This is a genomic window from Microbacterium proteolyticum (assembly GCF_030818075.1).
GTDB lineage: Bacteria > Actinomycetota > Actinomycetes > Actinomycetales > Microbacteriaceae > Microbacterium > Microbacterium proteolyticum_A.
Genome location: NZ_JAUSZZ010000001.1, coordinates 3517379 through 3543627, shown reverse-complemented (window position 1 = coordinate 3543627; position 26249 = coordinate 3517379). Strand labels below are relative to the sequence as shown.

The window sequence follows — 26249 nt, the reverse complement described above, 5'->3', positions numbered from 1 at the left end:
GACCCTCCACAAGAAACGTCGAAAAACGTGTGGGGGAGTCTACGAACGATTCCACAGGGCGGTCCACGAGCCCCCGAGTTCGCGCACGAGTCGGCGAACCGTCGACAGCGACATCCCGACCACCGTGGAGGGGTCGCCTTCCACCCGTTCGATGAACGCACCGCCGAGGCTGTCGACGGTGAAGGCCCCGGCCACGAGCAGCGGTTCGCCGCTGGCGACGTAGGCGGCGATCTCCTGCTCGTCGACGTCGGCGGCGAAGGTGACCGACGCCTCGGCGACCGCGTGCGCCTCACGCGGCGCGCTGCCGGGGGAGAGACGGAACACGCTATGCCCCGAGTGCAGAACTCCGGTGCGCCCGCGCATGTCGCGCCAGCGGGCGGTGGCGGCCTCGGCCGTGTAGGGCTTGCCGAGGATCTCGTCGCCCAGCGCGAACATCGAGTCGCCCCCGATGACGAAACCGTCGAAGGACGGCTCTTCAGCATGCAGACGCCGGGCGACGTCCTCCGCCTTGCGGCGGGCGAGCAGCAGCACGTGCTCCGCCGCCGGCAGCCGTCGCCCCTCCGCCTCCTCGACCTCCGCGACGACGGCCTCCTCGTCGACCTGCGGCGCGCGCGCCTCGGGCTCGATCCCCGCCTGGCGGAGCAACATCAGACGGGCCGGAGAAGTGGATGCCAAGCACACGCGCATACGGCAACGCTACCCATGCGCGGGTCGTCGTCCTCCGCCGGGGTGGCTGAGCCGGTCCGGGCCCGTACCCTTCGACGGGCTCAGGGTCCTCGCGAGGTGGCTGAGCCTGTCGAAGCCGCGGACCGGCTCGCTCCCCGGCGCGTGTGACAGGCTCGATGCATGCACGACGGCGACCTCATCGAACTCGACATCACCGGTATCGCCCACGGCGGCGTGTTCGTCGGGCGCCACGAGGGGCGCGTCGTCTTCGTCCCCGACACTCTGCCGGGGGAGCGCATCCGCGCCCGCCTCACCGACACGCGCAAGAAGGCGTTCTGGCGTGCGGACGCGGTGGAGGTGATCCAGGCCGCCCCGGAACGGCGACCGCACGTGTGGGATGCCGCGGCGATCGACGTCGACCCCGCGGAGCGCGTCGGCGGTGCCGAGTTCGGGCACATCCGACTCTCGCACCAGCGTGCGCTGAAGGAGAGGGTGATCCGCGAGGCGGTCGAGCGGGTCGGCCGACTCGAGCTCCCCGTCGACATGCGCCCCGCCGGCGGCGCTGACGCCGGCGAGTCCGCCGATGGCACCGGCTGGCGCACCCGCGTCAGCCTGCACGTCGATGCCGATGGACGAGTCGGCGCCTACGCCGCCCGCTCGCACCACGTCGTCGAGACGCCCGACCTGCCGCTCGCGACCGAGGCCATCGCCCGCGCCGCGGCACACGCGCGCGCCGGTGCGCAACCCGGTCGCATCGATCTCGTCGAGCCCGCCGACGGACGCGTCCGGGTGCTGCCCCGCCCCGAAGGGTCGCGTCCGAGCGGTGCCCCCGAGGTCGTGGAGGAACGCGTCGGCGAGCGGGTCTTCCGCGTCGATGCGGGGGGATTCTGGCAGGTGCACCGTCTCGCCGCGCGCACCCTCACCTCGCTCGTGTCGACCGAGCTCACGGCATCCACGGGCGGACTGGATCCCGAGGCCACGCACCTCGACCTCTACGGTGGCGTCGGCCTGTTCGCCGCGACGCTCGGCGAGCTGGGGGGCAACGGCACGCGCGTCATCAGCGTGGAGTCCGACCCTCGCGCCACGGAGCACGCCGGCGAGAACCTCGCCGAGTGGGTGGGCGCGCGTGCCGAGACGGCGCGAGTCGATCGCTTCGTCGGACGCCTGGCAGCCGACGCGTCCGCGCGCGAGCGCGAGCGCCTCGCCCGCGGCGTCGTGCTGCTCGATCCGCCCCGGGCCGGTGCCGGCTCGCAAGTCGTCGAGGCGATCGCGGCGCTCTCGCCGACGGCGGTGGTCTACGTCGCGTGCGACCCGGTCGCGCTCGCGCGCGACCTCGCCACCTTCGCCGGGCTCGGCTACCGCGTGCACGACGGCATCCGCGGCGTCGATCTCTTCCCGAATTCCCATCACGTGGAGGCCGTCGCGGTCCTGCGGCGCTGATGTCCACAGGTGCGGGAATGTCCCGCACCTGTGCGCGCGGCGCGGATACGATGGAGCGATGACCCGCGTCGCGCTCATCGATGATCACGAGTCCGTCCGGCTCGGGTTGGAGGCGGCGCTCGCCCGTACCGAGTCGACCGAGGTCGTCTTCTCCGGGGCCAACGTCGCGGCCTATCTCATGTGGCGGCAGGCGGCGGTGGCATCCCCCGCCGATGTGGTCGTGCTCGACCTGACGCTCGGCGACGGCACGACCGTGTCCGAGAACGTCGACCGCGTGGTGCGCGACGGTTCGAGCGTCATCATCCACAGCGTCGCCGACCGCCCCGCGGCCGTTCGCGAAGCGCTCGCCGCGGGAGCCGCGGGCATCGTGAGCAAGTCGTCGCCGACGCACGAGGTGCTCGGCGCGATCGGGACCGTCGCCCGCGGCGAGCTGCTCGACAACGTCGAGTGGGCCAGCGCCGTGGAGGGCGATCGCGAATTCGCCAGCGCCCAGCTGTCGGCCCGTGAGCGCGAGGTCCTGCGGCTGTACGCCGCCGGTCTGCCCCTGAAGGCCGTCGCCGAGCGGCTCGGCGTGGCCTACTCCACCGCCAAGGAGAACATCACGCGGGTGCGGGTGAAGTACGTCGAGGTGGGACGCCCGGCACCCACCAAGGTCGACCTCCTCCGCCGCGCCATGGAAGACGGGATCCTGCAGGACGCTCCTGACGACACCGCGCAGCATGGTTGAGCATGAGCGGTCCGTCCTCGACGAGGCGTGGGGGCGGATCCCGCACACCCGTGAGAGTCAGGGAGACCAGGGCACCTTCACTCAGACGCGCATCGAACGCGTCATCACCCTGATCGCCGGTTCCGGCTCGCTCGTTCTCGGGGCGCAGGCGTTCGCCGCGGCCCTCGGGTCGCCCGACGAATCAGCCGATTGGCACGTCCCGCTCATGGGCGCGGTCTTCGTGCCCCTCGTCGCGATGATCGTCACCTGTCTCATCGGCCGCTTCACCCGCGTGTTCGCCGGGATCTTCGCGGTCGCCTTCGTGCTGACGCTGTCGCTGTGGCCGCTCGCGACGGCCGACGGACCGGGCCCGACGCCCACCCAGGATCCGTGGGTCTTCTACCTCGTGAATGTGGCGACCTTCGCCAGCATCGTCGCGTTCCCGCTGACGCTGCAGATCGCCTGGACGATCGCGACGCCCATCCTCTACGGCTCGGTGCGCCTGATGCAGGCGCGCGGCGAGGGTGACTACGTCGTCACGGTCGCGCTGGACGTGTCGTTCGCGCTCATCCTGGGCAGCGTCCTGCTCACGCTCGGGTGGATGTACCGCTCCGTCGCCGCGAACGTCGACCAAGCGCGCGCGGACGCCGTGTCCAGCTATGCGTCGGCGGCGGCGGCGGCGGCGATGGAGCGGGAGCGCGTGGCCGTCGCCGCGCTCATGCACGACAGCGTCCTGGGTGCCCTCCTCGCCGCTGAACGTGCATCGACGCCGCGGGAACGCACCCTCGCCGTCAGCATGGCCCGCGAGGCGCTGACGCGATTGGCCAACGCGGAGAAGGACGCTCTCGAGGGCAGCGACGAACCCGTGGCCGCCTCGCGTCTCGCCGACGAGATCGAGGCCGCTGCCGGAGAGCTGGGCGTGCGCCTGCGCGTCAACCGGCAGCTGGAGGAGGGCACGCCGCGGGTGCCCGGCCGGGTGGCTCGCGCCCTCGTGCTCGCGGCGCTGCAGGCCGTGGCGAACGCGGTCCAGCACGCCGACGCGCGGGGCTTGGCGGTGCAGTTGACCGGTACAGCGACGCCGGGCGGGGTGTCGGTGCGCGTGCGTGACACCGGCGGGGGCTTCGACATCGGCGCGATCGCGCCCGACCGACTCGGCATCCGCGGATCGATCCACGCGCGGTTGGCCGCGGTGGGCGGGCGCAGCGAGATCGACTCGCACGCGGGCGGCACCACCGTCACCCTCGAATGGGACAGCGGGGATCGCTGGTGAGCGTCCGTGCCATCCTCTCCCTCCTGGGCGTCGCGCTCACCGCGTACCTCGCTGCCCGCGGCCTCATCTGGACCTCGCCCGAGGCGGTCGAGCGCGGGTGGCTGATCGTGGCGGCCCTGGCGGTCTACCTGCCGGTGACCTGGCTGTGCATCTTCGCCCTGGGCGTCGGCGACCGCCCCGCGGGCGTGGCCGCCGCCGCTCCGCCGCGCGCGCCGGCCTGGCAGGTCGTGCTCGCGCTCGGTGTCACCGTCTTCGTCTCCAACGCCACGTTCCTGGCCGTGTCTGAGGAGGGGCGCACGCAACCCTTCGTGACCTGGGTGATCGGGGCGATCGGCGCTCTGATGATGATCCTCATGGCGCGCCGGCGCCCGATCGCCGCGTGGACGGGGATCGCTCTGCTCGCGGTGGCGACGTCGCTCTGGCTCGGTCCCGTCCAGGCGCTCAGCCTCGGTCTGGTCGGCTCGATCGTCTGGGTGGCGGCGGCACAGCTCGTGGTCTTCGCGCTGGACCGCGCGGCGCGGGATGCCGAGAGGCTCGCCGAATTGCAGCAGGCGGCGTCCGCGTGGCAGGCGTCGCAGAGCGGACGACAGCGCGAACGGCGACTGCACGTGCAGCGGGCGCTGGAGGCGGCCGGCCCGATCCTGTCCCGCACGATCGAGAACGGGGGAAATCTGCGCTCCGCCGACAAGGAGGCCGCGCGTCGCGCCGAGGCACGCCTGCGCGACGAATTGCGCGGGAACCGCCTGCTCGATGACGACGTGCGCACCGAGATCGATGCGGCGCGGTGCCGGGGGGCATCGATCAACCTGTTCGACGAAGGCGGTCTGAACGGCTTGACCGCCGACGCGCTCGTCGAGGTCCGACGAGAGTTGGCCGCCATTCTGCGCGAGTCGGTGTCGGAGCGCCTGATCATCCGTACGTCCCCTGACGACGAGATCGTGGTGACGATCGTCGGCCGCTCGCGCGGCGACGGCGCCACGGGCGACGACGACCACGTCGACCTCTTCCGCGAGATCCGTCGACCCCGCTGACATCGCACCGACGCCGACGCCGACGCCGACGCCGCTGCCGGGGCCGCAGCGGAGCCGGGGCTCATCGGCCCGCGGGGCGCGGCGCCGTCACGACGGGGCCGTCTGCTGACGTCGCGCCGATCGCCGGTGCCCGACGCCGCAGCCGAGCCGGGGCTCGTCGGCCCGCGGGGCGAGGCGTCATCACCATGGGAGGGGCGTCCGCTCACGCAGAAAGACTGAGGGGTGAGGGGCGGCGATTCGCCAGCCCCTCACCCAGGCGGACGGTTACCCGAAAACCGTCCGCAAGGCCGGAACCGGCTGAACAGCGGTCCGGCCGAACGCGTGATGCGTTCCAGCTCTCCCAGTATCCGTCACGTGCATGGCGCCGTCTGTAGGTATTTCGGGGGACACCTGGGCTCAGGCGGTGAAGCCGTTCCAGCCCGCCGCGCGGTCGAGCGGCTGCCGCAGGCCGCGGGCGTTCAGCTCCCACCGCGAACGCACCGGCTCGTCGGGGGCGGTGGCGCCGGCCACCTCGCGCGCGTACTCCTCGGTGACCACGACGATCGCCGCAGCCAGTTCTTCCTCCGTGGGCGCACCGCGCACCACTTCCACCACGACCGACGGAAGCTCCGGAGCGTCGTCGGTGCCGGTCACAGCGGGATGTTCCCGTGCTTCTTGGCGGGCAGGCTCGCGCGCTTGTTGCGCAGTGCCCGCAGGGCCTTGGCGATCGACACGCGCGTCTGTGCGGGCTCGATGATCCCGTCGAGTTCACCGCGTTCGGCGGCCAGGAACGGCGATGCCACGTTGTAGGTGTACTCGTTCGCCAGACGCGTGCGCACGGCTGCGACGTCTTCGCCCGCCTCCTCGGCGCGCTTGATCTCGCCGCGGTAGAGGATGTTGACCGCGCCCTGGCCGCCCATGACGGCGATCTCGGCCGTGGGCCAGGCGAGGTTGATGTCGGCGCCGAGCTGCTTGGAGCCCATGACGATGTAGGCGCCGCCGTACGCCTTGCGCAGGATGACCGTGACCAGCGGCACGGTCGCCTCGGCGTAGGCGTAGAGCAGCTTCGCGCCGCGGCGGATGACGCCGGTCCACTCCTGGTCGGTGCCGGGCAGGTAGCCGGGCACGTCGACGAGCGTGACGATGGGCACCGAGAACGCGTCGCAGAAACGCACGAAGCGGCTGGCCTTCTCGCCCGCGTCGATGTTGAGCGTCCCGGCCATCTGCGACGGCTGGTTGGCGATGATGCCGACCGTGCGACCCTCGATGCGGCCGAAGCCGATGACGATGTTCGGCGCGAACAGCGGCTGCACCTCGAGGAACTCCGCGGCATCCACGATCCCGTCGATGACGGTGTGGATGTCGTACGGCTGGTTCGGCGAGTCGGGGATGACGGTGTTCAGCGAGCGGTCGGCATCCGTCGTCTCGAACTCGAACGGGGTGTCGTAGACCGGGATCTCGGCGAGGTTGTTGTCGGGGAGGTAGCTGATGAGGCCGCGCGCGTAGTCGATCGCGTCGTCCTCGTCGTCGGCGAGGTAGTGCGCCACGCCCGAGCGGGTGTTGTGCGTATGCGCGCCGCCGAGTTCTTCCATGCCGACGTCTTCACCGGTGACGGTCTTGATCACGTCGGGGCCGGTGACGAACATCTGGCTCGTCTTGTCGACCATGATGACGAAGTCGGTGAGGGCGGGGGAGTAGACCGCGCCACCGGCGGCCGGGCCCATGATGATGGAGATCTGGGGGATGACACCGGATGCCGCGGTGTTCAGGCGGAAGATCTCGCCGTACTTGCCGAGGGCGACGACGCCCTCCTGGATGCGGGCTCCGCCGGAGTCGAGGATGCCGATGATCGGGATGCCGCTGCGAAGGGCCAGCTCCATGACCTTGATGATCTTGTCGCCGGCGACCTCGCCGAGCGAACCGCCGAAGGTCGAGAAGTCCTGTGCGTAGACGGCGACGTTGCGCCCGTGGATGGTGCCGGTCCCCGTCACGACCGAGTCGCCGTAGGGGCGGGACTTGTCCATGCCGAAGGCCGTGGTGCGGTGGCGGACGTACTCGTCGAGCTCGACGAACGAGCCGGGGTCGACCAGCATCTCGAGGCGCTCGCGGGCGGTGAGCTTGCCCTTGGCGTGCTGCTTGGTGCGCGCGGCGGCTTCGGCGTCGACGACCGCCTCTTGGAACCTGTTGCGCAGGTCCGCGATCTTGCCGGCGGTCGTGTAGAGATCGGGCTGGTCGGTCACCCTTCCCACCCTAGCGACAGCACCCGCGCGGACGTTGGAGGGTGCGCACAAGTGAACGGCCGAGCGGCTGTGGCATCCTCCACCCGGCGGCATCCGTCATGCCCGCAACCGGATGCCATCACTTCGCGCATTCCCTAGGGTGTGGGCATGCCGATCCCCGCCGCCGGATATCCGCGCACCGCCGCCCACAGCCCTCGCGTCCAGGTGGTCGAGACCACCGACTCCACCAACGCCGACGTCGTCGCCGCGGTGGCGGCCGACCCCGCCGGGTGGCCGCACCTCTCTGTGCTCATCACCGACGACCAGCGCGCGGGGCGCGGACGCCTCGACCGATCCTGGACGGCTCCCGCCGGTACGGCGCTCGCCGTCTCGGTCGTCGTGGACGCCACGATGGTCCCGCCCGCCCAGCGCGGATGGATTCCGCTGGCCGCGGGCGCCGCCATGACCCGCGCCGTGCGGCATCAGCTCACCGGCCATGGCGCGACGGCGGAGCTGAAGTGGCCGAACGACGTCCTCGTCGACAGCGGCAAGATCTGCGGCATCCTGGCCGAGGTCGTGCCGGGCTCACCCGACACCGTGGTCATCGGTGCCGGGGTGAACGCCCGCATGAACCGCGCCGACCTGCCGGTGACGACGGCGACCTCCTTCGCCGCGATCGGGGCCGAGTGCGACGACGACCGGCTGCTGGCCGATTACCTCGAGGATCTCGACAAGACCCTCGCGCGCCTCGCGCACGACGACGTCGAGCGCGTGCATCGCGAGATCGAGAAGCTGTGCGCCACCGTCGGCCGAGAGGTCACGGTGTCCCTGCCCGACGGATCCACCCTGCAGGGCACCGCGGTCCGGCTCGATGCCGACGGGCGCCTGGTCGTCGAGTCCGGCACCATCGAGACCGTCGTGTCCGCCGGCGACGTCGTCCACGTGCGGTGACGGTCGCCGCCCTCCGCGTGGCACCGGGCCGTCGGGGCTCGCGCGCCGCACAATGAAACCGTGAGTCAGCCCTCGACCCCGCTCGGACGCCCCCGCATGCCGGCGCCCGGCACGACGGCGCCCGAGCTGCGCATCGCTCGGCTCCGGTCGCACGCGCGTCGGCTCTCCTGGTCGGCGCTGGTGCTGATCGCCGTGGCCGGGGCGACGGGCTACTTCTACGACAACCTCCCCGCACCGTACGAGAACTGGATGCTGCTGACCGCGGCCGGCGGCCTCGTCCTGCTGCTCGTGGTGCTGCCCTTCCTGGTCTGGCTCTCGCGCACGTGGACCATCACCACCCGGCGCGTGATCGAGCATTCCGGCCCCTTCGGAGCGAACCGACGCGAGATCTCGCACGTGCGGGGGTATGCGATCCAGCTGCGTCGCGGCATCCTTCAGCGGATGTGGGGAGCCGGCACCCTGACGCTCTCCAACGGCGTCGAGCCCGCCCTGCGGCTGAAGAACGTCCCGAATGCGGTGCTGGTGCACGAGACCCTCGTCGACCAGGTCGAGGTCAATCAGATCCTCGCGCACCGCGACTCGCCGACGTTCGGCTCCGGCTCCGTCGGCCTCTGACCCGGGCTCACACCCCCTCGACGGAGGTGGCTGAGCTCACCGAAGCCACCGGCGTCCGGGGAAGTCCCGGTCCCATCGACGAGCTCAGGGACCTCCGGTCGTGTCGAGGTGGCTGAGCCTGTCGAAGCCACCGGTGTTCGGGGGGAGTCCCGGTCCCCTCGACGAGCTCGGGGACCTCCGGTCGTGTCGAGGTGGCTGAGCCTGTCGAAGTCACCGGTGTTCGGGGGGATTCCCGGTCCCCTCGACGAGCTCAGGGACCTGCGGTCGTGTCGAGGTGGCTGCGCCTGTCGAAGTCACCGGTGTTCGGGGGGAGTCCCGGTCCCGTCGACGAGCTCAGGGACCTCCGGTCGTGTCGAGGTGGCTGAGCCTGTCGAAGTCACCGGCGCCTCTGCACCCGCCCGGCCCGGCTCGCATCCCCGAGGGCACCCCGACAGAATGGATGCCGACGAAAGGAGCGGCATGGCGCTGCGAGTCGGAGTGGTCGGTGGCGGGCAGCTGGCGCGGATGATGATCGCGCCCGCCGTCGAGTTGGGTGTCGAGATCCGCGTGCTCGCGGAGGATGAGGGCATGTCGGCCGCGCTCGCCGCGACGGCCGTCGGCGACTATCGCGACGCCGAGACCGTCCTCGCCTTCGCCCGCGACGTCGACGTCATCACCTTTGACCACGAACACGTGCCGCAGAACGTCCTCGCGGCCCTCGTCGACGCCGGCGTCGCCGTGCATCCCGGTCCGGCGCCCCTCGGTGTGGCTCAGGACAAGCTGGTCATGCGCGCCCGCATGGCGGAACTCGGCCTGCCGCAGCCCGACTGGGCCGCCGTCGCCGACGCCGCCGAGCTGCAGGCCTTCCTCGACGCGCACGGCGGTCGCGCCGTGGTGAAGACCCCGCGCGGCGGGTACGACGGCAAGGGCGTGCGCGTGGTGTCCGCCGCGGCCGAAGCCGAGGACTGGTTCGCCGCCCTCGCCGAAGACGCCGGCGGCGGGGCGCTGTTGGTGGAGGAGCTCGTCGACTTCACCCGCGAGCTCGCGCAGCAGGTCGCGCGCCGCCCGTCCGGCGACGTGCGCGCCTACCCGGTGGTCGAGACCGTGCAGCGCGGGGGCGTGTGCGCCGAGGTCATCGCACCCGCCCCCCGCGCCGACGACCGCGTGCAGCGCGTCGCCGCGGAGATCGGCGTCGCCGTCGCCGAGGGGCTGGGGGTCACCGGCATGCTCGCCGTCGAACTCTTCGAGACGAGCGATCAGCGCATCCTCATCAACGAACTCGCCATGCGCCCGCACAACTCCGGTCACTGGACGCAGGACGGCGCCGTCACGAGCCAGTTCGAGCAGCACGTGCGCGCCGTCCTCGACCTGCCCCTCGGGTCGACGGATGCCATCGCCCCCTGGTCGGTCATGATCAACGTGCTGGGCGGACCGGCCGAGGGCGGACTCGAGGAGCGCTTCCCCGCGGCCATGGAGGCGCACCCCACCGCCAAGATCCACACCTATGGCAAGGCTCCGCGCCCCGGCCGCAAGGTCGGGCACGTCAACGTCGTCGGCGACGATCTCGACGAGATCGTCTACGAGGCGCGGGGAGCTGCGTCGTTCTTCGACTGAGCATGTCGCGTGCCGTTCCGGGATCTTCCAGCGAGCGCCCCTAGCCTGGACCGGTGACCCGGCCGCTGCATTCTTCCGAGACGCCCGTGGTCGGCGTCGTCATGGGCTCCGACTCCGACTGGCGCGTGATGAACGCCGCCAGCGAGGCGCTGACCGAGTTCGGCATCCCGCACGAGGTCGAGGTGGTCTCGGCCCACCGCACGCCCGACAAGCTCGTGCGCTACGGCCGGGAGGCACGTGGCCGCGGACTGCGCGCGATCATCGCCGGTGCCGGGGGCGCGGCGCACCTGCCGGGCATGCTGGCATCCGTCACCGCCCTTCCGGTCATCGGTGTGCCGGTGCAGCTTGCCACCCTCGACGGGATGGACTCGCTGCTCAGCATCGTGCAGATGCCCGCCGGCATCCCCGTCGCGACCGTGTCGATCAACGGAGCGAAGAACGCGGGCCTGCTCGCGGCCCGGATCCTCGGCAGCGCCGATGCGGCGCTCGCCGACAGGGTGGAGACCTACGCGCGCGACCTGGAGGCGCAGGTCGAGGAGAAGAACCGGCGCCTGAAGGACTCCCTGTGACGCTCACCGCGGCGCGTCCGGGTGTGCCGGTCCGGGCGGTCGAGTCGCGCCCTCTGCGGCATCCCGACGCCACCTCGCCCGAGGTCATGACGCGCCGCGGATGGTGGCTCGTGGTGCTCAACTTCCTCATCCCCGGGTCGGCGCAGGTCCTCGCCGGCAGCCGCCGCCTGGGGCGCTTCGGCCTCGGCGCGACGCTGGCGATGTGGACCCTCCTCGCGCTCAGCGCGCTGGCGGGGCTGCTCTGGCCGACCGGACTGTTCACCGTGGTGACCGGCTCGTTCTTCCCCGACTTCCTGTCGGCGCTGCGCCCGGTGCCGCTGACCATCGTGCAGATCGCACTGTTCGCGTACGTGGCGCTGTGGATCGTGCTGACCGTCGACACCCTCCGCCTCGTGCGGCTCGTTCGGGTCGGCCCCCTCGCACGGATCGCGATGGCGATCGTGGCCGTGGTCCTGCTCTTCTTCTCGGGTTCCGGCGCGGCGTGGGCCGCCGGGATCGCGGGGAGCACGCGCGATGCGCTCTCTTCGCTGTTCGCTCAGACGGGCGCGGTCGTGCCGCCGTCCGACGGCTACTACAACATCCTTCTGCTCGGTGGCGACTCGGGCGAGGGCCGCGATTCGATGCGTTTCGACAGCATCTCGGTGGTCTCCGTCAATGCCGACACCGGAGCGACGACGATCACCGGTATTCCGCGCGACATGCCGCACTTCCCCTTCGCCGCCGGCCCCATGCAGGACAGGTACCCGGACGGGCATGAAGGCCACGCCGACCCCACCTGCGGGTGGGGGAGCGGCATCAACCAGCTGCGCACCGAAGTCGAGGTCTGTCAGGACGGCGACGAGATCTATCCCGACGCCGGCGCGAACAACTCCGAACCCGGCATCGAGGCGACCAAGGATGCCGCGGAGGGCATCCTCGGCATCCAGATCCCCTACTACGTGCTCATCGACATGAAGGGCTTCGCCGACGTGATCGACGCGCTCGGCGGTGTCGACATCACGGTGCAGGAGCGCCTGCCCAAGGGCGGACCCGCCTACGACGGCCAGCCGGTCGACGACTGGGCCTTCGGGTGGATCGAGCCGGGTGCGCAGCACATGGACGGCGACACGGCCCAGTGGTACGCCCGCTCGCGCTACACGACGAGCGACTTCGACCGCATGCGCCGTCAGCGCGAACTGCAGGAGGCGATCCTCGCGCAGTTCACCCCGCAGGTCGTCCTCGCGCGGTTCCAGCAGGTCGCCGAGTCCACCACGAACACCATTCAGACCGACCTGCCGCAGAGTCTCATCGCCCCCACGCTCGTCGATCTCGCGCTCAAGGCGAAGGATCAGACCGTCAACACGCTCGAACTCACTCCCGAGGGCGGCGTCGACGAGTACGACCCCGACTACGCGCAGGTGCAGCAGATGGTGCGCGACGCCCTCCATCCGACGACCGAGACGCCGGCGCCGTGACCGTCTCGCTCCGCGTCGTGCTCGACCAGCTCGTCTCGCCGACCTCGCCCGACCTGGCCGAGGCGTCGGCATCGCTCACCGAGGCGCTCATCGCCACCGCCCCGCGCGGCTGCGACGTGTCGGCCATCGTGCCCGCCCCCGGCATCCCCGATGAGACGAGCGTGACGGGCCTCAGCTCCGAGACGCGGCTGTCGATGCGACGCCGCGAGCTCGCGGCATCCTGGCAGCTGGGCGTCGCCCCGGGCATCGGCAAGGGGCTCATCCACTCGCCGACCGCGCTCGCTCCGCTCGTGCGGCACGATCGCGTCAACGACACGCACCAGATCGTGGTGACCCTGTGGGAGCTGCGGGCCTGGGAGACGCCGGAGGAGCTGCCGAAAGCCGAGATCCTCGCCTGCCGCGCGCTGCTGGCCCGCGTGACGAAGCACGCCGACGCCGTCATCGTCCCCACCCACGCCATGGCGGACCGTCTCGGCGAGCTGGCCAAGAGCAAGCTGTCGAAGAAGGTGCGCGTCATCGGCGGCGCGCCCGCCGCCGGCATGCGCGTTCCCTCGGATGCCGTGGGGCGTCTGCGCGCATTGAACCTGCCGTCGTCGTTCCTCGCCGTCGCCGGCGGAGCGGCACCGTCCGACGGGCTCGCCGCGGCGTTCTCCGCCGTCGTCGCGTCCGGATGGGACGGCGACGTGGTCGTGCTCGACGTACCGGAGGGGGAGGAGCCGACCGTGGCCGACATCGCCGCGGCGTCCGGCCTCGCCGAGAGCCGCGTGCACGGCCGCGGCGCGCTCGATCGGTGGGACCGTGCGGCGGTGCTCTCGCACGCCGCCGCCTTCATCACGGCCTGCGGCCGGACGGACTGGCCGTGGCGCGCCGTCGACGCCCTCGCCGTGGGCGTGCCGATCGTCGCCGCCGACACGCCCGTGCACCGCGAGGTGCTCGCCGAGGCGGCCGCCTACGCCGCCCCGGACGACCTCGGCGATGCGCTCGCGCGCGCGCTGGGGGAAGATGCCGAGCGGCTGCGTGTGCTCGCCGGCGACCGGGCCAAGGGCTTCGCCTGGAACGCCGCCGCGGATCGCGTGTGGGCGTTGCACGCCGAGCTGTGACGCTCCCGGGTGTCCGCGGCTCGCGGCCCTAAGCTCGTCAGCATGACTGAGCGCGTCGGGATCGTCGTCCGCACCCGTCAGCGACCGGACTTCCTACGGCGTGCGCTGGCGGATATCGGCGCGCAGTCGTTCCGCGACTTCCGCGTCGTCGTCGTCAACGACGGCGGAGACGCCGCCGAGGTCGACGGGGTGGTCGACGCCTCCGGTCTGGACGCGGTGGCGGTGCACCGGATCGCTCCGGGGGACGGGGGCCGCTGCGTCGCGGCGAACGTCGGCGTCCGAGACGCCGGCACGGAATACGTCGTCCTCCACGATGACGACGACCGCTGGCATCCGGATTTCCTGTCGCGCACCGTCGCGTGGCTCGACGCCCACCCCTCCGACGCCGCGGTCGCCGTTCCCACCGAGATCGTCTACGAGGAGCAGCGGGGCGGCGCGTGGACCGAGGTCGGCCGGGCGCCGTTCTGGGCCGGGATGCAGCGCATCTCGCTCACCGAGATGCTGAGCGTGAATCGCGCGGTCCCGATCTCGGTGCTGTATCGCCGGGCCGTGCACGACGAGGTCGGCTGGTACGACGAGACCCTGGACGCCGTCGAGGATTGGGACCTTTATCTGCGCATCCTCCGTGCGGGTGAGATCGGCTTCCTTCCGGGTGAAGCGTTGGCGTATTGGACCCAGAGACCGGATGCCACCGGACTCGACGCCAACAGCATGTTCGCGCTGACGGCCGAGCACGCGGCCGACGACGCGCGCGTGCGCGATCGGGCGCTGCACGAGTGGGTCCGGCGCGAGGGGACGGGGCTGCCGCTGTACCTGGCGTCGTTGCACGCGGAACTCCTCACGCACATCGACGAGACGGTGGAGCGTGCCGTTCACCGCCTCCGGGCGGAGATCGCGGCCGACAATCGAATCGAGATCGACGCGCACCAGCCGCTGTGGTCGCGCGTGCGCCGGCTCCGCCGCCTCCTGGGGAGGCGGTCGGGGCGCGCCTAGAATCGGTGGAATGCGCAGTGCGATAAGGAGCCGTGTCCGCCGTCTGCGAGGGTCGCGGGTGCTCGGTCCCATCGTCCGCTCCGTCGATCGGCTGTGGTGGGCTCGCACCATCGCCCGCTCCGGTCTCGTGGATCGCGAGTTCTACGCCGCGCAGCTCGGGCTCCGTTGGCTCCCCCGCTCGGCGGCCATCGCGCACTACGTGATCACGGGATTCCGCCGCGGTATGAGCATGAATCCGCTGTTCGACGACATCGTCGCGGGCGGGGAGCTCCCCGAGGTCATGCGTGTTCCGGCGTTGTACGCGTATCTCCTGAGCGAGCGCGAGACCGTGCGCATCCACCCCTGGTGGGATGCCGAAGAGCACGGGCGACGAATCGGGGGCCCCGCTCTCGAGCACGTCTGGTCCCGTCGCGACGAGGCGCTCCGTTTGAGCGCGGCGGACCGGGAGACGTTCCTCACGGTCGCCGAGATCCGCAGATCGGCCATCGCGTCCGCCCGATCATGGCGGCGTCATCGCATCCCCGCCGTGGGGGCCGCGCCCGCGGCCGAGACGGGTCTCATCCGGCCACTGCAGGCGCGCGATCGCCGATACGCCCGCAAGCTCGAGCAGGTGGCCGCCCGCGCGTCGACCGCGCGAGGCGAGAGCGTGGTCGTGCCGCTGGTCGGCGTCGACTCGGCGCAATGGATCTCCGCCCACCTTCTGACGCGGATCGCTCCCGAGGTGGTCCTCCACGCTCACGCCCGGCGCGCACCCTGGACGCGGGTTCTGCGTGAGGCGACCGTGCAGCTCCCGGCGACGACCGTCGTGGCACTCGACCCGCGCGCCGAGTTCACCGACGCGGAGATCGATGCTCTCCTCCAGGCCGTGGATGACGATCACGCGGTCATGCCCGCTCACCGCTCCCAGGACGGCACCATCCACGGTGTCGGGGCTGCGGAGACGGGTGGTCGGTCGCCCTGGGGCGTCCTGGCCCATCACCCCGTGGAAGACCTCGACGCGCTGGATGCCGTCGTCACCGTGCCGCTCCTCCACGGCCGGAGCGTCGCCCTGCGCCGGACCACCCTGCTCGGCGTGCTGGAAGACGATCTCCCGGCCACCACCACCGCCCTCGCCCGGGCGCTGCGCGCGCGCGTCGGCGTGCGGGTGCTCACCTCCGTCCGCCCCGTCTACGACGAGCCCCTCCACGTGTTCGACGAGAAGGTCGCCGGCCCCCGAGGCGGTGGCGGAGAGCAGGACCGGGGCGTGGCATCCGCGTTCCTGGATATCGCGGGCTACGACGTCCGATCCTGGCGTCCGGCGCCCGACGGTTCCGTGGAGCCCGTGCTGCGATGGCGCCGGCCGCATCCCGGGGCCGAGCGGTGGGCGATCAAGATCTGCGCACCGGCGGGTCGTCAGGGGGCCGTCTGGGGGGACATGCACTTCGCCCGGGGCCTCGCCTCCGCCCTTCGCCGCCGGGGCCACACGGTCGTCATCGACGCCTTCGACGCGCGGGGGCGGCGCACGGCCTATCTGGACGATGTGAACGTCGTCGTTCGCGGCCCGTACCGCATCGACCCCCTCCCGACCGGGGTGAACCTGCAGTGGATCATCAGTCACCCCGACGAGATCACCCGCGGAGAGATCTCCGGTTTCGACCGGGTGTTCGCGGCGTCCGAGAGATGGTCCCGGCTGGCGCGAGAGCGTTGGGGCATCCCGGTGACGCCCCTTCTCGAGGCGACGGACACGGATCTCTTCCACCCGCGTGGGATCCCTCGCACCGATGAGATCGTCTTCGTCGGGACGGCGCGGGGCATCGCGCGGCCGAGTGTCGTCGCCCCCCTCCGGGCCGGGATTCCGGTCCGCGTCTACGGGCCGGACTGGCGGCCCTTCATCTCCCAGTCCGCGATCGCCGCTCGGACCCTGAGCCACTCCGAGCTGCCCCGACGCTACGAGTCCGCCGCCATCGTGCTGAACGATCAATGGCCCGCGATGAGACGTCACGGGTTCATCGCGATGCGCCCGTTCGACGTGATGGCCGTCGGCGGGCGGGTGATCTCCGAGGACGTCGACGGCATCGATGAGGTCTTCGGCGGGGCCGTGCTGACGTATCGAGATGAAGAACATCTCGTCGAACTGCTCCGTGCGGAGCCCGACGAGATCTTCCCCGACCCCTCCACCATGGCGCGGATCTCCGAGCGGGTGCGGCGGGAACACTCCTTCGACGCGCGCGCGGCGGTTCTCGACGAGGCGGCGGCCGCCCACCGGCGACCCGCGGAAGGCGACGACCGCGGGCACTCGGCACAGGATCGAGCGGATGCCGCCCTCTAAGCTCGACTCCGTGCGTTCACTCCTCCGACGGGTCGTCTGGCAGATCAACGCGATCCGCCATCGCGACCCGCTCTCCCCGGCTGTCTTCGTCCGCCTCTTCGGAGCGCGCCGCCGACGCTCCTGGGACCCGACGGTCCGGCCCCGTCGAATCGTGGTGCTGCGCAGCGACGAGATCGGCGACACCACGACGAGCCTCGCGCTCTTCGCCGCCATCCGCGAGCACTGGCCCCAGGCGACGGTGCACTTCGTGCTCAAGCCCGGCCCCGCCACGATGTTCCACGCGACGTCGACGGTCGATCGGGTCATCGAATGGGTCCCGGTCACCGAGGGATCCGCCCTCAAGCGCCAGATCCTCACCGCTCGGCAGGCCGTGCGCCGCTTCGGCCTGCGGGGATACGACCTCGCGATCCTGCCGCGCTGGGATTTCGACGACACTCCCATCAGATATCTCGCGCTCGCTTCGCGGGCCCGCTCCGTCGTCGGCTTCGCCCCGGTGCCGGACCGCGAGCCGGTCTGGTTCGGCCCGCAGGACCAGCTGCTGACCGACGTCATCTCGCGCGGCACGACTCCGCGCCTCACCGTCGGTCAGTTGCAGCGGGTGGCGGAGTACCTCGGCCTGCCGTGGCGGGAGCACCGTCTGCCGGCCATCGGCCAGGGCCTCTTCGACTCAGCCGACCTGCGGGCGGCGACGGAGAAGGCGGCTCTGGGCGACGCGCCGGGACTCGTCATCGGACTCGGCATCGGCGCGCGCGACGCGAAACGACAGTGGCCCGTCGGCGACCTCGCCGAGGTCATGCGGCGCCTCGCCGCGGAGCGTCCGATCGCCGTCCAGATCCTGGGTGGAGGGGTGGACACCGACCGCGCCCAGCAGCTCGTCGCCCTGCTGCGCGACCACGGCATCCCCGCCGCCGACCTCGCGGGCAGCCTCAGCCTGAGCGAGAGCGCCGCCGCGATCTCGCGCTGCGACCTGTTCATCGGCAACGATTCCGGTCTGCAGCACATCTCCAGCAGCCTCGAGGTGCCGACGGTGGTGGTGACGTGCCACCCCGCGACCGGCTCGCCGTGGAGCGACAACGCGCCCGAGCGCTTCGGTCCGTGGTCGGCGCGCAGCGCCCTGCTCCAGCCCGCCCGCCCTGCCGAGGGATGCAGCGACGAGTGCATCTCGCGGGAGGCCCACTGCATCCGCGCGGTGCGCCCCGACGAGGTGACCGAGGCCGTCGAAGGGCTCCTCCGGGAACCGCTCGCCTGAGTCCGTTACGCTCGTTCGGTCCGGCCGCCTTCGGTCCGCTCGCCCACGTCTGGAAATCACCATGTCAGCTCTGCCGTCGATCACCCCGCAACACATCCTCGGCTTCGAGGGCGCACGGGTGGTCGTGATCGGCGACGCCATGCTGGACCGCTACGTCGCGGGCGCCGTCGACCGCATCTCGCCCGAGGCGCCCATCCCCGTCCTCCGCGTGCGCCGCGACCACAGCGTCGCCGGGGGCGCCGCCAACGCCGCGATGAACATCGCGGCCCTGGGTGTGCAGACCACCCTCGTCGCCGCCTGGGCGGACGATGAGGCCGGACGTGAGCTCGAACGCCTTCTCACCGGGGCGGGGGTGACCGCGTCGCAGGTGCGGCGCGGGACGGCGCCCACCATCGAGAAGTTGCGGGTCGTGGCCGGGACGCAGCAGATCGTTCGCGTGGACCGCGAGGATCTCGAGCCGTTGGACGCCGCCGGTGCCGACACCGCTTTCGACGCCGTCCGCGATGCCCTGGGCGACGACCCCTCGCACACGGCGATCGTCGTGTCGGACTATGCCAAGGGCCTGCTCGGTGACGAGCTCGTCGCCCGTGTGATCGATCTGGCGCGGGAGCGTGGCATACCCGTCGTCGTGGATCCGAAGTCCGCCGACATCCGCAAGTACCGCGGCGCGACGATCGTGAAGCCGAACTTCGCCGAAGCGCTGCAGATGTCGGGCCTGCGCGCCGACGCGCCCGACGAGGCGACCCTCGACACGATCGCCGAGCATCTGCTCGTCGACGGCATCGAGTCCCTCGCGGTCTCGCTCTCGGCCGTGGGAGTCGAGGTGATCGAGTCCTCCGCCCGCACCCGCATCCCCACGCGTGCGCGGCTGGTCGCCGACGTCTCGGGTGCCGGAGACTCCATGATCGCGGGCATCGCGGCGGGTCTGGCGGCGGGCCTCACCACGCTGCAGGCCGTTCAAGTGGGCAACATGGCCGCCGGGATCGCCTGTGGTCGCCCCGGGACGGCCGTCGTCTCCAGCGCCGACCTCCTGAACGAGCTGCTGGTCGCGTCGTCCCCGGAGGAGCGTCCCGGCACCATCGAGGACTGGGACGAGCTTGCGCAGCTCGTGGCGGTCGAGAAGGACGCCGGCAGGACGGTCGTCTTCGCCAACGGCGTCTTCGACCTCCTGCACGCGGGGCACGTCGCACTTCTGCGTGAGGCGCGATCGCTCGGAGATGTCCTGGTCGTCGGGGTGAACTCCGACGAATCGACCGCGCGCCTGAAGGGTCCGACACGTCCCCTGCAGCCGCAGGGCGACCGCATGAGCGTGCTCGAGGCGGTGCGTTACGTCGACTTCGTGACGGTGTTCGGGGAAGACACTCCGCGCGAGCTCATCCGCACCATCCGACCCGACGTCATCGTCAAGGGTTCCGACTACCGCCCCGACCAAGTGGTCGGCGGGGAGGATGCCAAGGCCTGGGGCGGTCGCGTGCACATCGTCAATCTGCTCGACGGCGTGTCCACCACACGTCTGTCGCAGGGTCAGCAGGTCCGTCGCGGCTGAGACCGCCGACGACCCGAGCGAAGGAGAACCCATGGGAGTCCTGCAGGACAACCTCCGTGAGAACGCGCGTCGCATGGCGGCGCTCGCCGACGACGAGGCATTCGCTTCGGCGTTCGAACGCGCCGCCGACGTCATGACGACCTCGTTGCGAGCCGGCGGCACGCTCATGGCGTGCGGGAACGGCGGGTCGATGACCAACGCCCAGCATTTCGCAGAGGAACTGACGGGACGCTTCCGAGGCGACCGGCCCCCGCTCCGGGCGATGGCCATCTCGGATCCGTCGCATCTCACCTGCGTCGCCAACGACTACGGATACGAGTTCGTCTTCTCGAAGTTCGTCGAGGCCTTCGCTCGGCCGGGCGACGTCCTTCTCGCCCTGTCGACGAGCGGCAAATCCCCGAACGTTCTTCGCGCCGCCGAGGCGATGAAGGCCGCGGGCGGTCTCGTCGTCGCCTCGTCCGCGACGGCGTCTTCGCCCCTCGGCGCACTCGCTGACGTCGTGATCGAACTCGGTGCCAGCCGCTGGGCCGATCGCGTGCAGGAATCCGAGCTCGTCGTCATCCACTCGCTCATGCAGGCGATCGAGGACGACTTCGGCTACTCGGCGGAGTGACTCCGTGACGCCCGCCGGCGTCAGGCTCGGCGGGCGATCCGGAGCGACGCCGCGAAGGCGGCGAGATCCGGAAAAGTCTCGTCGGCTCGAGGGTCCACCCCGGGCCCGATCCGCACGGTGCGGCACCCTCCGGTGAGGGTGCCCAACCGTCGGCCCATCTCGATGTCGGACTCCGTGTCGCCCACCATGACCGACGCCGACCCGAGAACCTCGGGGTGGGCGCGAAGGTAGCGGGTCGCCATTCCGGGCTGCGGTTTGCGGCACGGGCACTGCGCCGCGTCGAGGTGCGGACACACTTCGACGGCGTCGATCCGACCGCCGGCCGCGGCGATGGCCTGCGTCATCCGGCCGTGGATCGCGGCCAGATCATCACCGCTCATGAGCCCCTTCCCCACACCCTGCTGGTTGGTCACCACGACGATGCGCGGTGCCCACGCCGCCAGCACGGCGAGGGCGTCGAGCGCGCCGGGGGCGAACGCGAACTCGCTCCAGGAGCGGACGTAGCCGCCCATGATCCGCGTGTTGATGACGCCATCGCGGTCGAGGAAGAGACACCAGTCCGTGCCGGTGTTCTCGTCTGCGGGCTCGAGCACGGGCGGGGAGACCATGCTGCGAGCCTAGCGTCGCGTGCCCGCCGGCAGGCGGGCCGGCGATGGCGCCGCGTTTAAGCTGGAGTGCTGTTCGGGGAAGGGAGCGCGGCATGATCGTGCGGTTCAGCACTGCTACTCGCGCGCGCGGCGAGCTGATCCTGGCGGCCGTCGTGGTGGCGTTGATCACCGTCACCATCGCATCGGGGTCGTTCTTCGATCGTGACGACCTCTTCTTCGCCGAGTACTTCCAGATCAACCCGCCGACGCCCGACGTGCTGGTCCGCTCGTGGTTCGGGCATCTCATGCCCGGGTACATCGCCAGCGTGATCGTCTTCCTGAAGCTCTTCGGCCTTTCCTGGCCCGTCGCGCTCACGCTGACGGCTCTCATCCACACCGGCGCCTTCGTGGCCCTGGTCCGCTGCCTGGACGAGGTCGTCGGCGCTGTGCGCCTCAATCTCTTCGCAGGACTCGCTTTCTCGCTCTCGCTCGGCCCCATCATGGTGCGGCTGTGGTGGGCGGCGACCCTGAACAACATGCTCGCGCTCGCGCTCGGACTGGCCGTGCTCGGATGCGCGACCCGCTGGGTCACGCGCGGGCGGGCGCGCCACCTCGTCGCGGCGCTGCTGCTCTATGCCGTTGCGCTGACGATGAGCGAGAAGAATCTGCTCTTCTCGGTGCACATCGCGGCGTGGTGCGTTCTCGTGGTGTGGCGGGGGCGGCCGATCCGGACGCGATTCGCCGATGTGCTGCGCACCTGGCCCCTGTGGGTGGGACTCGGCATCCTCTCGCTGATCGATGTGGTGGCCTTCCTCAGCGGACCGTACGTCGCCGAGTCCGGGTCGTCGCCGAGCGCGTCGACCTCGGTGGACTTCATGGTGCACAACATCTTCGGCGCCCTCGTCCCCTCGCTCTTCGGCGTCGACATGGTCGATCAGACGACCTCTCTCCTCGATCCGCGCGTCGTGGTCTCCTGCGGCCTCGTGGCCGCCTTCGTCGTGTGGAGCGTCGTCCGCGACCGTTCGACGGCGAGCGTGTGGATCTTCGCGCTGCTGGCGGCCTCGGCCAACGCGGCGGTCCTTTCCCGCCGGGCGGACCTCGTCGGTGTGGCGGCGGGCCGTCAGCTCCGCTACCTCCTCGAGACCTCGGCTCTCGTGTGGCTCGCGATCGGTGTCGTCGCGGTCGCGGTGTTGACGGCGCGCCGTGGAGACCCCGCGCCCCGCCGCGCGCGCCGTCGGGCCGCGCGCCGTCGGCCGATCGGGATCGTCGTCGGTGCGGTGGCCGTCGTGATCCTCGGGTACTCCGCGTGGTCGTGGACGGGCGGAGTCGCTCGGGCGATCGCCTCGAGCGGCGGCCACGCCGCGCGGGAATGGGTGGGCGAACTCTCCTCGACGCTTCCGCGTTCGTCTCCTGCGCCTCTCATCGATTCGCCGCTGCCCGCGACTTTCGCCATCCCGCAACTGCATCCGTACGACATGGTGGCCCCCCTGCTGCCGAGTCTCGGCTGGGACGACGTCCGCACGACGAACGTGGTCGAGGGGGCATGGGTCGTGGGACAGGACGGCCGCGCCGGACCAGCGGTACTCGCCTCGCCCGACACGCAATACGCGGGGGAGAGGTGCACGGACGGCACCTCCGTCGTGAGCCTGCCCGAGGTGAGGACGCCGGGCCGCACGTTCCTGGTGCTGGACTACTCGCGATCGACCGCCGACACCGTGACGTTCCAGTACGCGGGAGGATGGACGACGATCGACAAGCCCGCGGGGAGCGGGCGGGTCGCCGTCTACCTCTCGAACGCCATCGACGGCGACCTCACCGTCAACCCTCAAGGCGGCACGTTGTGCGTGGATGCCCTCACGGTCGCCGACATCCGCCCGGCACAGCAGTAAGCACGCTCACGGGCCGGGAGGGGAGGCAGGTCAGGTTTCGTGTCGCTGGAAGCGGCGGTTTCGTTTATCGGGATACTGAGACCATGAGTGACAGTGCAGAGGCGCTCGCGCGGTTGCGGCCTCGTCGTCGTAACCATCCCGGATTCGCCGTCTTGGCGGCGTGCACGCTCGTGCTCGTGCTCGCCGGATGCGCGACGCGTCCGGCGGCGGTGACGCCGGATCCGTCGCCCAGCGGCGTCGCGTCTGCTTCCCCGGCGCCGAGCTCGTCGCCTCTTCCCCTCCCGACGGATGAGCCGCCCTCGCCATCGCCCACCGAGCCCGCTTCGTCCGAGCCCACGCCGACCTCCGAGGGGGAGGTGACGGTGACGATCGTGAGTTCCGGGGCCGACGGGCGGAGCGTGTACGCGTCCGGCCTGGTCACCGGTGCGGCTGCGCCCGGCGGCACGTGCACCTTGACCGCCTCCGCGTCCGGTTCCGTGTTGCGCGCGGAGACCGAAGCGCGCTCCACGCCCGCCGCGGTGAACTGCGGCCTGATCGAGGTCGCGGCACCGGCAGGCGACTGGACTCTCACGCTCTCCTACGAGTCCGGTTCGACGCGGTACGTCTCGGAGCCCACCACGGTGCGCCAGCAGTGACCCCGACGGTTGTCGGAACGGCGTCGGCGGCTCGACGCCTGGGTCTCGTCATCGTGTCCCTCGTCGCGGTGCTTTCGGGACTCCTGATCGCCGTCGTGCCGCCGACGCCGGCTCCGGCGTCAGCGGCTGATGCGGCCGCTTTCCGCGCCGGGTATCTGATCTCGGACCAGAACTTCTTCGACTCGAATTCCCTGTCCATCGATGAGACGCAGGCGTTCCTGAACTCGCAGGTCACCACCTGTCGAGCCAGCAACGGCATGCCGTGCCTCAAGGACTACACGGCGCAATCCACGCCCGCCCTCGCGGCCGACGCGTACTGCGCGGCGATGCCCGGGGGCGCGATGAGCGCGGCGCGGCTCATCGTCACGGTTTCGCAGGCCTGCCGGATCAGCCCGAAGGTGATGCTCGTCATGCTCCAGAAGGAGCAGGGGCTGATCACGGACACGTCGCCGACGAGGGGCCAGTACAGCGCGGCGCTCGGACAGGGCTGCCCGGACGGGGGTGCCGCGTGCGACCCGGCCTTCGCCGGCTTCTTCTGGCAGGTCTACGGAGCTGCGCGACAGTTCCAGATCTACATCGCGTTCCCGAAGTCGTTCAGCTATCAGCTCGGCTGGAACAACATCCTCTACCAGGCTTCGCCGCCCGATACGTCCGGTCGCTGCGGCACGAAGAGGGTCTACATCGAGAACGACGCGACGCGGGCTCTGTACATCTACACCCCGTACACGCCGAATCAGGCGGCGCTCGACAACCTGTACGGTACGGGCGACTTCTGCTCCGCCTACGGGAACCGCAATTTCTGGCGCCTGTACACCGACTGGTTCGGCAATCCGCTCGAAGATCCGGTCACCGGGGAATACGCGACGGCGTGGCGGGCCGTCGGAGGAGCGAACGGGGTCCTCGGCTCCCCGACCGGAGGCGTCGTCTGCATTGCGAGCCGCTACTGCCAGCAGTCCTTCCGAGGTGGCACGGTCTTCTGGTTCCCGGGTCGAGGAACGTTCGCCGTCCCGACGGTCGTCGAGACGATATGGCGCAACCTCGGTTTCATCGACGGAGCGGCGGGCAGGCCCACCGGTCTGCTCACGTGCGCGTCCGACGGCACCTGCGCGCAGCCGTTCGATGGTGGATACATCGCGGCCGACGCCTCCGGGGGATCATTGGTCGGCCGGCATGTGGAGGCCGCGTGGCTCGCCGCGGGCGGTGTCGCACTCGGAGGGGCGCGCGGTCCGGAGCTGTGCTCCACGGCGACCGACTGCGCTCAGCTGTTCGCGAGGGCCGCGTTCTACGCCTCCGCCAAGCAGGTCCTGTCCGTGAGCGGAGCCATCTTCACCGCTTGGAGCGCATCGGGCATGTCGAACGGTCCGATGGGTTATCCGACCGCGAATGCGCTGTGCGATCCCGCGGGGTGCACTCAATCGTTCGACGGGGGCCTGATCGTCTCGTCCGGTGACCGTGCGCAGAGCGTTCAGCCTCCGATCCTGCAGAAGTTCACGGCCATCGGCGGCCTCGCGACCACCGGTGCTCCGGTCAGCGCCGCGATCTGCCCTTCTCCGGGCTCGTGCTCGCAGCTCTTCGACGATGCGCGGATCGATACGTTCACCGATCGTGCCGCGGTCGCCACGACCAAGGGCTTCCTCCGTACCTGGGCGGCATCCGGCTTCGAGAACAGTATCGTCGGGCGTCCGATGCAGGATGCGACGTGTTCGTCGTTGACGTGTTCGCAGGTGTTCGAGGGCGGGATGCTGGTGGGTACGCCGTCTGCGGGCGTGGTGGCGGTGTTCGGTGCGTATCTGGACGCGTGGAAGGCGTCGGGCGGGGAGAAGGGGTCGTTGGGTCTGCCGACGGGGCCGGACTCGTGCGACGGTACGAGCTGTTCGCAGCCGTTCCAGCGGGGTGTTCTGGTGTGGACGCCGGCGCGGGGGGTGGTGACGGTCTCGGGCTCGTTCCTGGCGCCGTGGCAGGCCAAGGGGGCGTCGTCGGGAGTGCTCGGCGTTCCGACGTCGAACGCGACGTGTTCGTCGTTGACGTGTTCGCAGGTGTTCGAGGGCGGGATGCTGGTAGGTACGCCGTCTGCGGGCGTGGTGGCGGTGTTCGGTGCGTATCTGGACGCGTGGAAGGCGTCGGGCGGGGAGAAGGGGTCGTTGGGTCTGCCGACGGGGCCGGACTCGTGCGACGGTACGAGCTGTTCGCAGCCGTTCCAGCGGGGTGTTCTGGTGTGGACGCCGGCGCGGGGGGTGGTGACGGTCTCGGGCTCGTTCCTGGCGCCGTGGCAGGCCAAGGGGGCGTCGTCGGGAGTGCTCGGCGTTCCGACGTCGAACGCGACGTGTTCGTCGTTGACGTGTTCGCAGGTGTTCGAGGGCGGGATGCTGGTGGGTACGCCGTCTGCGGGCGTGGTGGCGGTGTTCGGTGCGTATCTGGACGCGTGGAAGGCGTCGGGCGGGGAGAAGGGGTCGTTGGGTCTGCCGACGGGGCCGGACTCGTGCGACGGTACGAGCTGCTCGCAGCCGTTCCAGAAGGGCATGATCGTGTGGACCCCGTCCCGCGGAGCGATCACGGTGGGCCCGCCCATCTTCGACCCGTGGCAGGCTGCCGGTGGAAAGGCCGGGAGGTACGGCCTGCCCCTGGGTGCTGCGACACGGAACGGGAAGACGACCAGCCAGAGCTTCGAGCGAGGGGCGATCGCCGTCGCCGGGTGATGTATCGGGTGAACTGGCGGTCGGCCGCCCGCCGCAGGCCGCGACAACGGGCGGATGTCGCCGCACGGGGGCCTGCCCCGAGTGACGTCGAGACGCGGGATGGTAGGGTCTCGTGCGGGCGGAAACGTCGCGCGGCCCAC

Annotated in this window: 22 protein-coding genes; 18 read left to right on the top strand and 4 right to left on the bottom strand. The window is 71.0% G+C overall.

All coding sequences use genetic code 11. The features are described 5' to 3' along the window. Nucleotides 1-39: 39 nt before the first annotated feature. Nucleotides 40-687: a Maf family protein gene (locus QE392_RS16475; protein ID WP_307453591.1), complete on the bottom strand. Its 648-nt coding sequence runs from the start codon at nt 685-687 to the stop codon at nt 40-42. A gap of 159 nt (nt 688-846) precedes the next feature. Between QE392_RS16475 and QE392_RS16470 the strand changes: the two genes are divergently transcribed. The 4 genes from QE392_RS16470 to QE392_RS16455 are packed head-to-tail and all read left to right on the top strand — an operon-like array spanning nt 847 to nt 5113. Next, nucleotides 847-2106, top strand: a complete 1260-nt coding sequence (locus QE392_RS16470; protein ID WP_307453589.1) for a class I SAM-dependent RNA methyltransferase — start codon at nt 847-849, stop codon at nt 2104-2106. 58 nt (nt 2107-2164) lie between these two features. Continuing rightward, entirely contained in the window at nt 2165-2833 is a 669-nt protein-coding gene (locus QE392_RS16465) for a response regulator transcription factor (protein WP_307453587.1), read from the top strand. Beyond that, nucleotides 2826-4082 (top strand): sensor histidine kinase, encoded by a 1257-nt coding sequence (locus tag QE392_RS16460; RefSeq protein ID WP_307453585.1) that lies wholly within the window; start codon nt 2826-2828, stop codon nt 4080-4082. Before QE392_RS16465 ends, QE392_RS16460 begins: the two co-directional genes overlap by 8 nt. Beyond that, entirely contained in the window at nt 4079-5113 is a 1035-nt protein-coding gene (locus QE392_RS16455) for a hypothetical protein (RefSeq protein WP_307453584.1), read from the top strand. The genes QE392_RS16460 and QE392_RS16455 overlap by 4 nt, the downstream gene beginning before the upstream one ends. 396 nt (nt 5114-5509) lie before the next feature. Here the strand turns inward: QE392_RS16455 and QE392_RS16450 are convergent, their stop codons facing one another. Both QE392_RS16450 and QE392_RS16445 read right to left on the bottom strand, forming a co-directional pair. Beyond that, on the bottom strand, nt 5510-5746 hold the full coding sequence (locus QE392_RS16450; RefSeq protein WP_307453582.1) for an acyl-CoA carboxylase subunit epsilon: 237 nt from the start codon (nt 5744-5746) through the stop codon (nt 5510-5512). After that, the gene (locus QE392_RS16445; protein WP_058232074.1) at nt 5743-7332 is read right to left on the bottom strand and encodes an acyl-CoA carboxylase subunit beta; all 1590 of its coding nucleotides are present in this window, start codon (nt 7330-7332) and stop codon (nt 5743-5745) included. The genes QE392_RS16450 and QE392_RS16445 overlap by 4 nt, the downstream gene beginning before the upstream one ends. Nucleotides 7333-7479: 147 nt before the next feature. Here QE392_RS16445 and QE392_RS16440 point away from each other — a divergent pair, with 147 nt between their 5' ends. From QE392_RS16440 to QE392_RS16390, 11 genes are all read left to right on the top strand, one after another. Further along, nucleotides 7480-8262, top strand: a complete 783-nt coding sequence (locus QE392_RS16440; protein ID WP_307453580.1) for a biotin--[acetyl-CoA-carboxylase] ligase — start codon at nt 7480-7482, stop codon at nt 8260-8262. 60 nt (nt 8263-8322) lie between these two features. Further along, complete coding sequence (locus QE392_RS16435; RefSeq protein WP_307453579.1) at nt 8323-8877, top strand: PH domain-containing protein; 555 nt, start codon at nt 8323-8325, stop codon at nt 8875-8877. A gap of 435 nt (nt 8878-9312) precedes the next feature. Next, nucleotides 9313-10470, top strand: a complete 1158-nt coding sequence (locus QE392_RS16430) for a 5-(carboxyamino)imidazole ribonucleotide synthase (protein ID WP_307453578.1) — start codon at nt 9313-9315, stop codon at nt 10468-10470. Nucleotides 10471-10571: 101 nt separating this feature from the next. Then, on the top strand, nt 10572-11039 hold the full coding sequence (gene purE / locus QE392_RS16425) for a 5-(carboxyamino)imidazole ribonucleotide mutase (protein WP_307454178.1): 468 nt from the start codon (nt 10572-10574) through the stop codon (nt 11037-11039). 86 nt (nt 11040-11125) lie between these two features. Then, nucleotides 11126-12493 (top strand): LCP family protein, encoded by a 1368-nt coding sequence (locus QE392_RS16420; protein WP_307454177.1) that lies wholly within the window; start codon nt 11126-11128, stop codon nt 12491-12493. After that, entirely contained in the window at nt 12490-13593 is a 1104-nt protein-coding gene (locus QE392_RS16415; protein ID WP_307453577.1) for a glycosyltransferase, read from the top strand. The genes QE392_RS16420 and QE392_RS16415 overlap by 4 nt, the downstream gene beginning before the upstream one ends. Nucleotides 13594-13635: 42 nt before the next feature. Further along, nucleotides 13636-14586, top strand: a complete 951-nt coding sequence (locus QE392_RS16410) for a glycosyltransferase family 2 protein (protein WP_307453574.1) — start codon at nt 13636-13638, stop codon at nt 14584-14586. A gap of 58 nt (nt 14587-14644) precedes the next feature. Next, a complete protein-coding gene (locus tag QE392_RS16405) occupies nt 14645-16894 on the top strand; it encodes a glycosyltransferase family protein (RefSeq protein ID WP_307453571.1) in 2250 nt (749 codons plus the stop codon). 10 nt (nt 16895-16904) lie between these two features. Beyond that, a complete protein-coding gene (locus QE392_RS16400) occupies nt 16905-18143 on the top strand; it encodes a glycosyltransferase family 9 protein (RefSeq protein ID WP_307453570.1) in 1239 nt (412 codons plus the stop codon). Between the two features lie 61 nt (nt 18144-18204). After that, the gene (locus QE392_RS16395; RefSeq protein WP_307453568.1) at nt 18205-19689 is read left to right on the top strand and encodes a bifunctional heptose 7-phosphate kinase/heptose 1-phosphate adenyltransferase; all 1485 of its coding nucleotides are present in this window, start codon (nt 18205-18207) and stop codon (nt 19687-19689) included. Nucleotides 19690-19720: 31 nt separating this feature from the next. After that, entirely contained in the window at nt 19721-20302 is a 582-nt protein-coding gene (locus QE392_RS16390) for a D-sedoheptulose-7-phosphate isomerase (protein ID WP_307453566.1), read from the top strand. A gap of 20 nt (nt 20303-20322) precedes the next feature. On the opposite strand, the gene QE392_RS16385 is transcribed toward QE392_RS16390, so the two are convergent. Next, nucleotides 20323-20910, bottom strand: coding sequence for a D-glycero-alpha-D-manno-heptose-1,7-bisphosphate 7-phosphatase (locus QE392_RS16385; RefSeq protein WP_307453564.1), 588 nt, complete (start codon nt 20908-20910; stop codon nt 20323-20325). 92 nt (nt 20911-21002) lie between these two features. Between QE392_RS16385 and QE392_RS16380 the strand changes: the two genes are divergently transcribed. The 3 genes from QE392_RS16380 (at nt 21003) to QE392_RS16370 (ending at nt 26109) form a co-directional block, all read left to right on the top strand. Then, entirely contained in the window at nt 21003-22778 is a 1776-nt protein-coding gene (locus QE392_RS16380; RefSeq protein ID WP_307453561.1) for a hypothetical protein, read from the top strand. A gap of 83 nt (nt 22779-22861) precedes the next feature. Further along, nucleotides 22862-23413 carry a hypothetical protein gene (locus QE392_RS16375; RefSeq protein ID WP_307453559.1) on the top strand — a complete coding sequence of 184 codons (552 nt, stop codon included), beginning with the start codon at nt 22862-22864 and terminating at the stop codon, nt 23411-23413. Further along, the gene (locus QE392_RS16370) at nt 23410-26109 is read left to right on the top strand and encodes an LGFP repeat-containing protein (RefSeq protein ID WP_307453557.1); all 2700 of its coding nucleotides are present in this window, start codon (nt 23410-23412) and stop codon (nt 26107-26109) included. The genes QE392_RS16375 and QE392_RS16370 overlap by 4 nt, the downstream gene beginning before the upstream one ends. Nucleotides 26110-26249 lie beyond the last annotated feature (140 nt).

What these genes read in the sequence shown, in the direction of transcription:
- purE (WP_307454178.1), top strand. Translation starts at nt 10,572, where the DNA reads ATGGGCTCCGACTCCGACTGGCGCGTGATGAACGCCGCCAGCGAGGCG.
- QE392_RS16410 (WP_307453574.1), top strand. Translation starts at nt 13,636, where the DNA reads ATGACTGAGCGCGTCGGGATCGTCGTCCGCACCCGTCAGCGACCGGAC.
- QE392_RS16385 (WP_307453564.1), bottom strand. Translation starts at nt 20,910, where the DNA reads ATGGTCTCCCCGCCCGTGCTCGAGCCCGCAGACGAGAACACCGGCACG.
- QE392_RS16460 (WP_307453585.1), top strand. Translation starts at nt 2,826, where the DNA reads ATGGTTGAGCATGAGCGGTCCGTCCTCGACGAGGCGTGGGGGCGGATC.
- QE392_RS16430 (WP_307453578.1), top strand. Translation starts at nt 9,313, where the DNA reads ATGGATGCCGACGAAAGGAGCGGCATGGCGCTGCGAGTCGGAGTGGTC.
- QE392_RS16375 (WP_307453559.1), top strand. Translation starts at nt 22,862, where the DNA reads ATGAGTGACAGTGCAGAGGCGCTCGCGCGGTTGCGGCCTCGTCGTCGT.
- QE392_RS16440 (WP_307453580.1), top strand. Translation starts at nt 7,480, where the DNA reads ATGCCGATCCCCGCCGCCGGATATCCGCGCACCGCCGCCCACAGCCCT.
- QE392_RS16395 (WP_307453568.1), top strand. Translation starts at nt 18,205, where the DNA reads ATGTCAGCTCTGCCGTCGATCACCCCGCAACACATCCTCGGCTTCGAG.
- QE392_RS16465 (WP_307453587.1), top strand. Translation starts at nt 2,165, where the DNA reads ATGACCCGCGTCGCGCTCATCGATGATCACGAGTCCGTCCGGCTCGGG.
- QE392_RS16475 (WP_307453591.1), bottom strand. Translation starts at nt 687, where the DNA reads ATGCGCGTGTGCTTGGCATCCACTTCTCCGGCCCGTCTGATGTTGCTC.
- QE392_RS16470 (WP_307453589.1), top strand. Translation starts at nt 847, where the DNA reads ATGCACGACGGCGACCTCATCGAACTCGACATCACCGGTATCGCCCAC.
- QE392_RS16420 (WP_307454177.1), top strand. Translation starts at nt 11,126, where the DNA reads ATGACGCGCCGCGGATGGTGGCTCGTGGTGCTCAACTTCCTCATCCCC.
- QE392_RS16380 (WP_307453561.1), top strand. Translation starts at nt 21,003, where the DNA reads ATGATCGTGCGGTTCAGCACTGCTACTCGCGCGCGCGGCGAGCTGATC.
- QE392_RS16390 (WP_307453566.1), top strand. Translation starts at nt 19,721, where the DNA reads ATGGGAGTCCTGCAGGACAACCTCCGTGAGAACGCGCGTCGCATGGCG.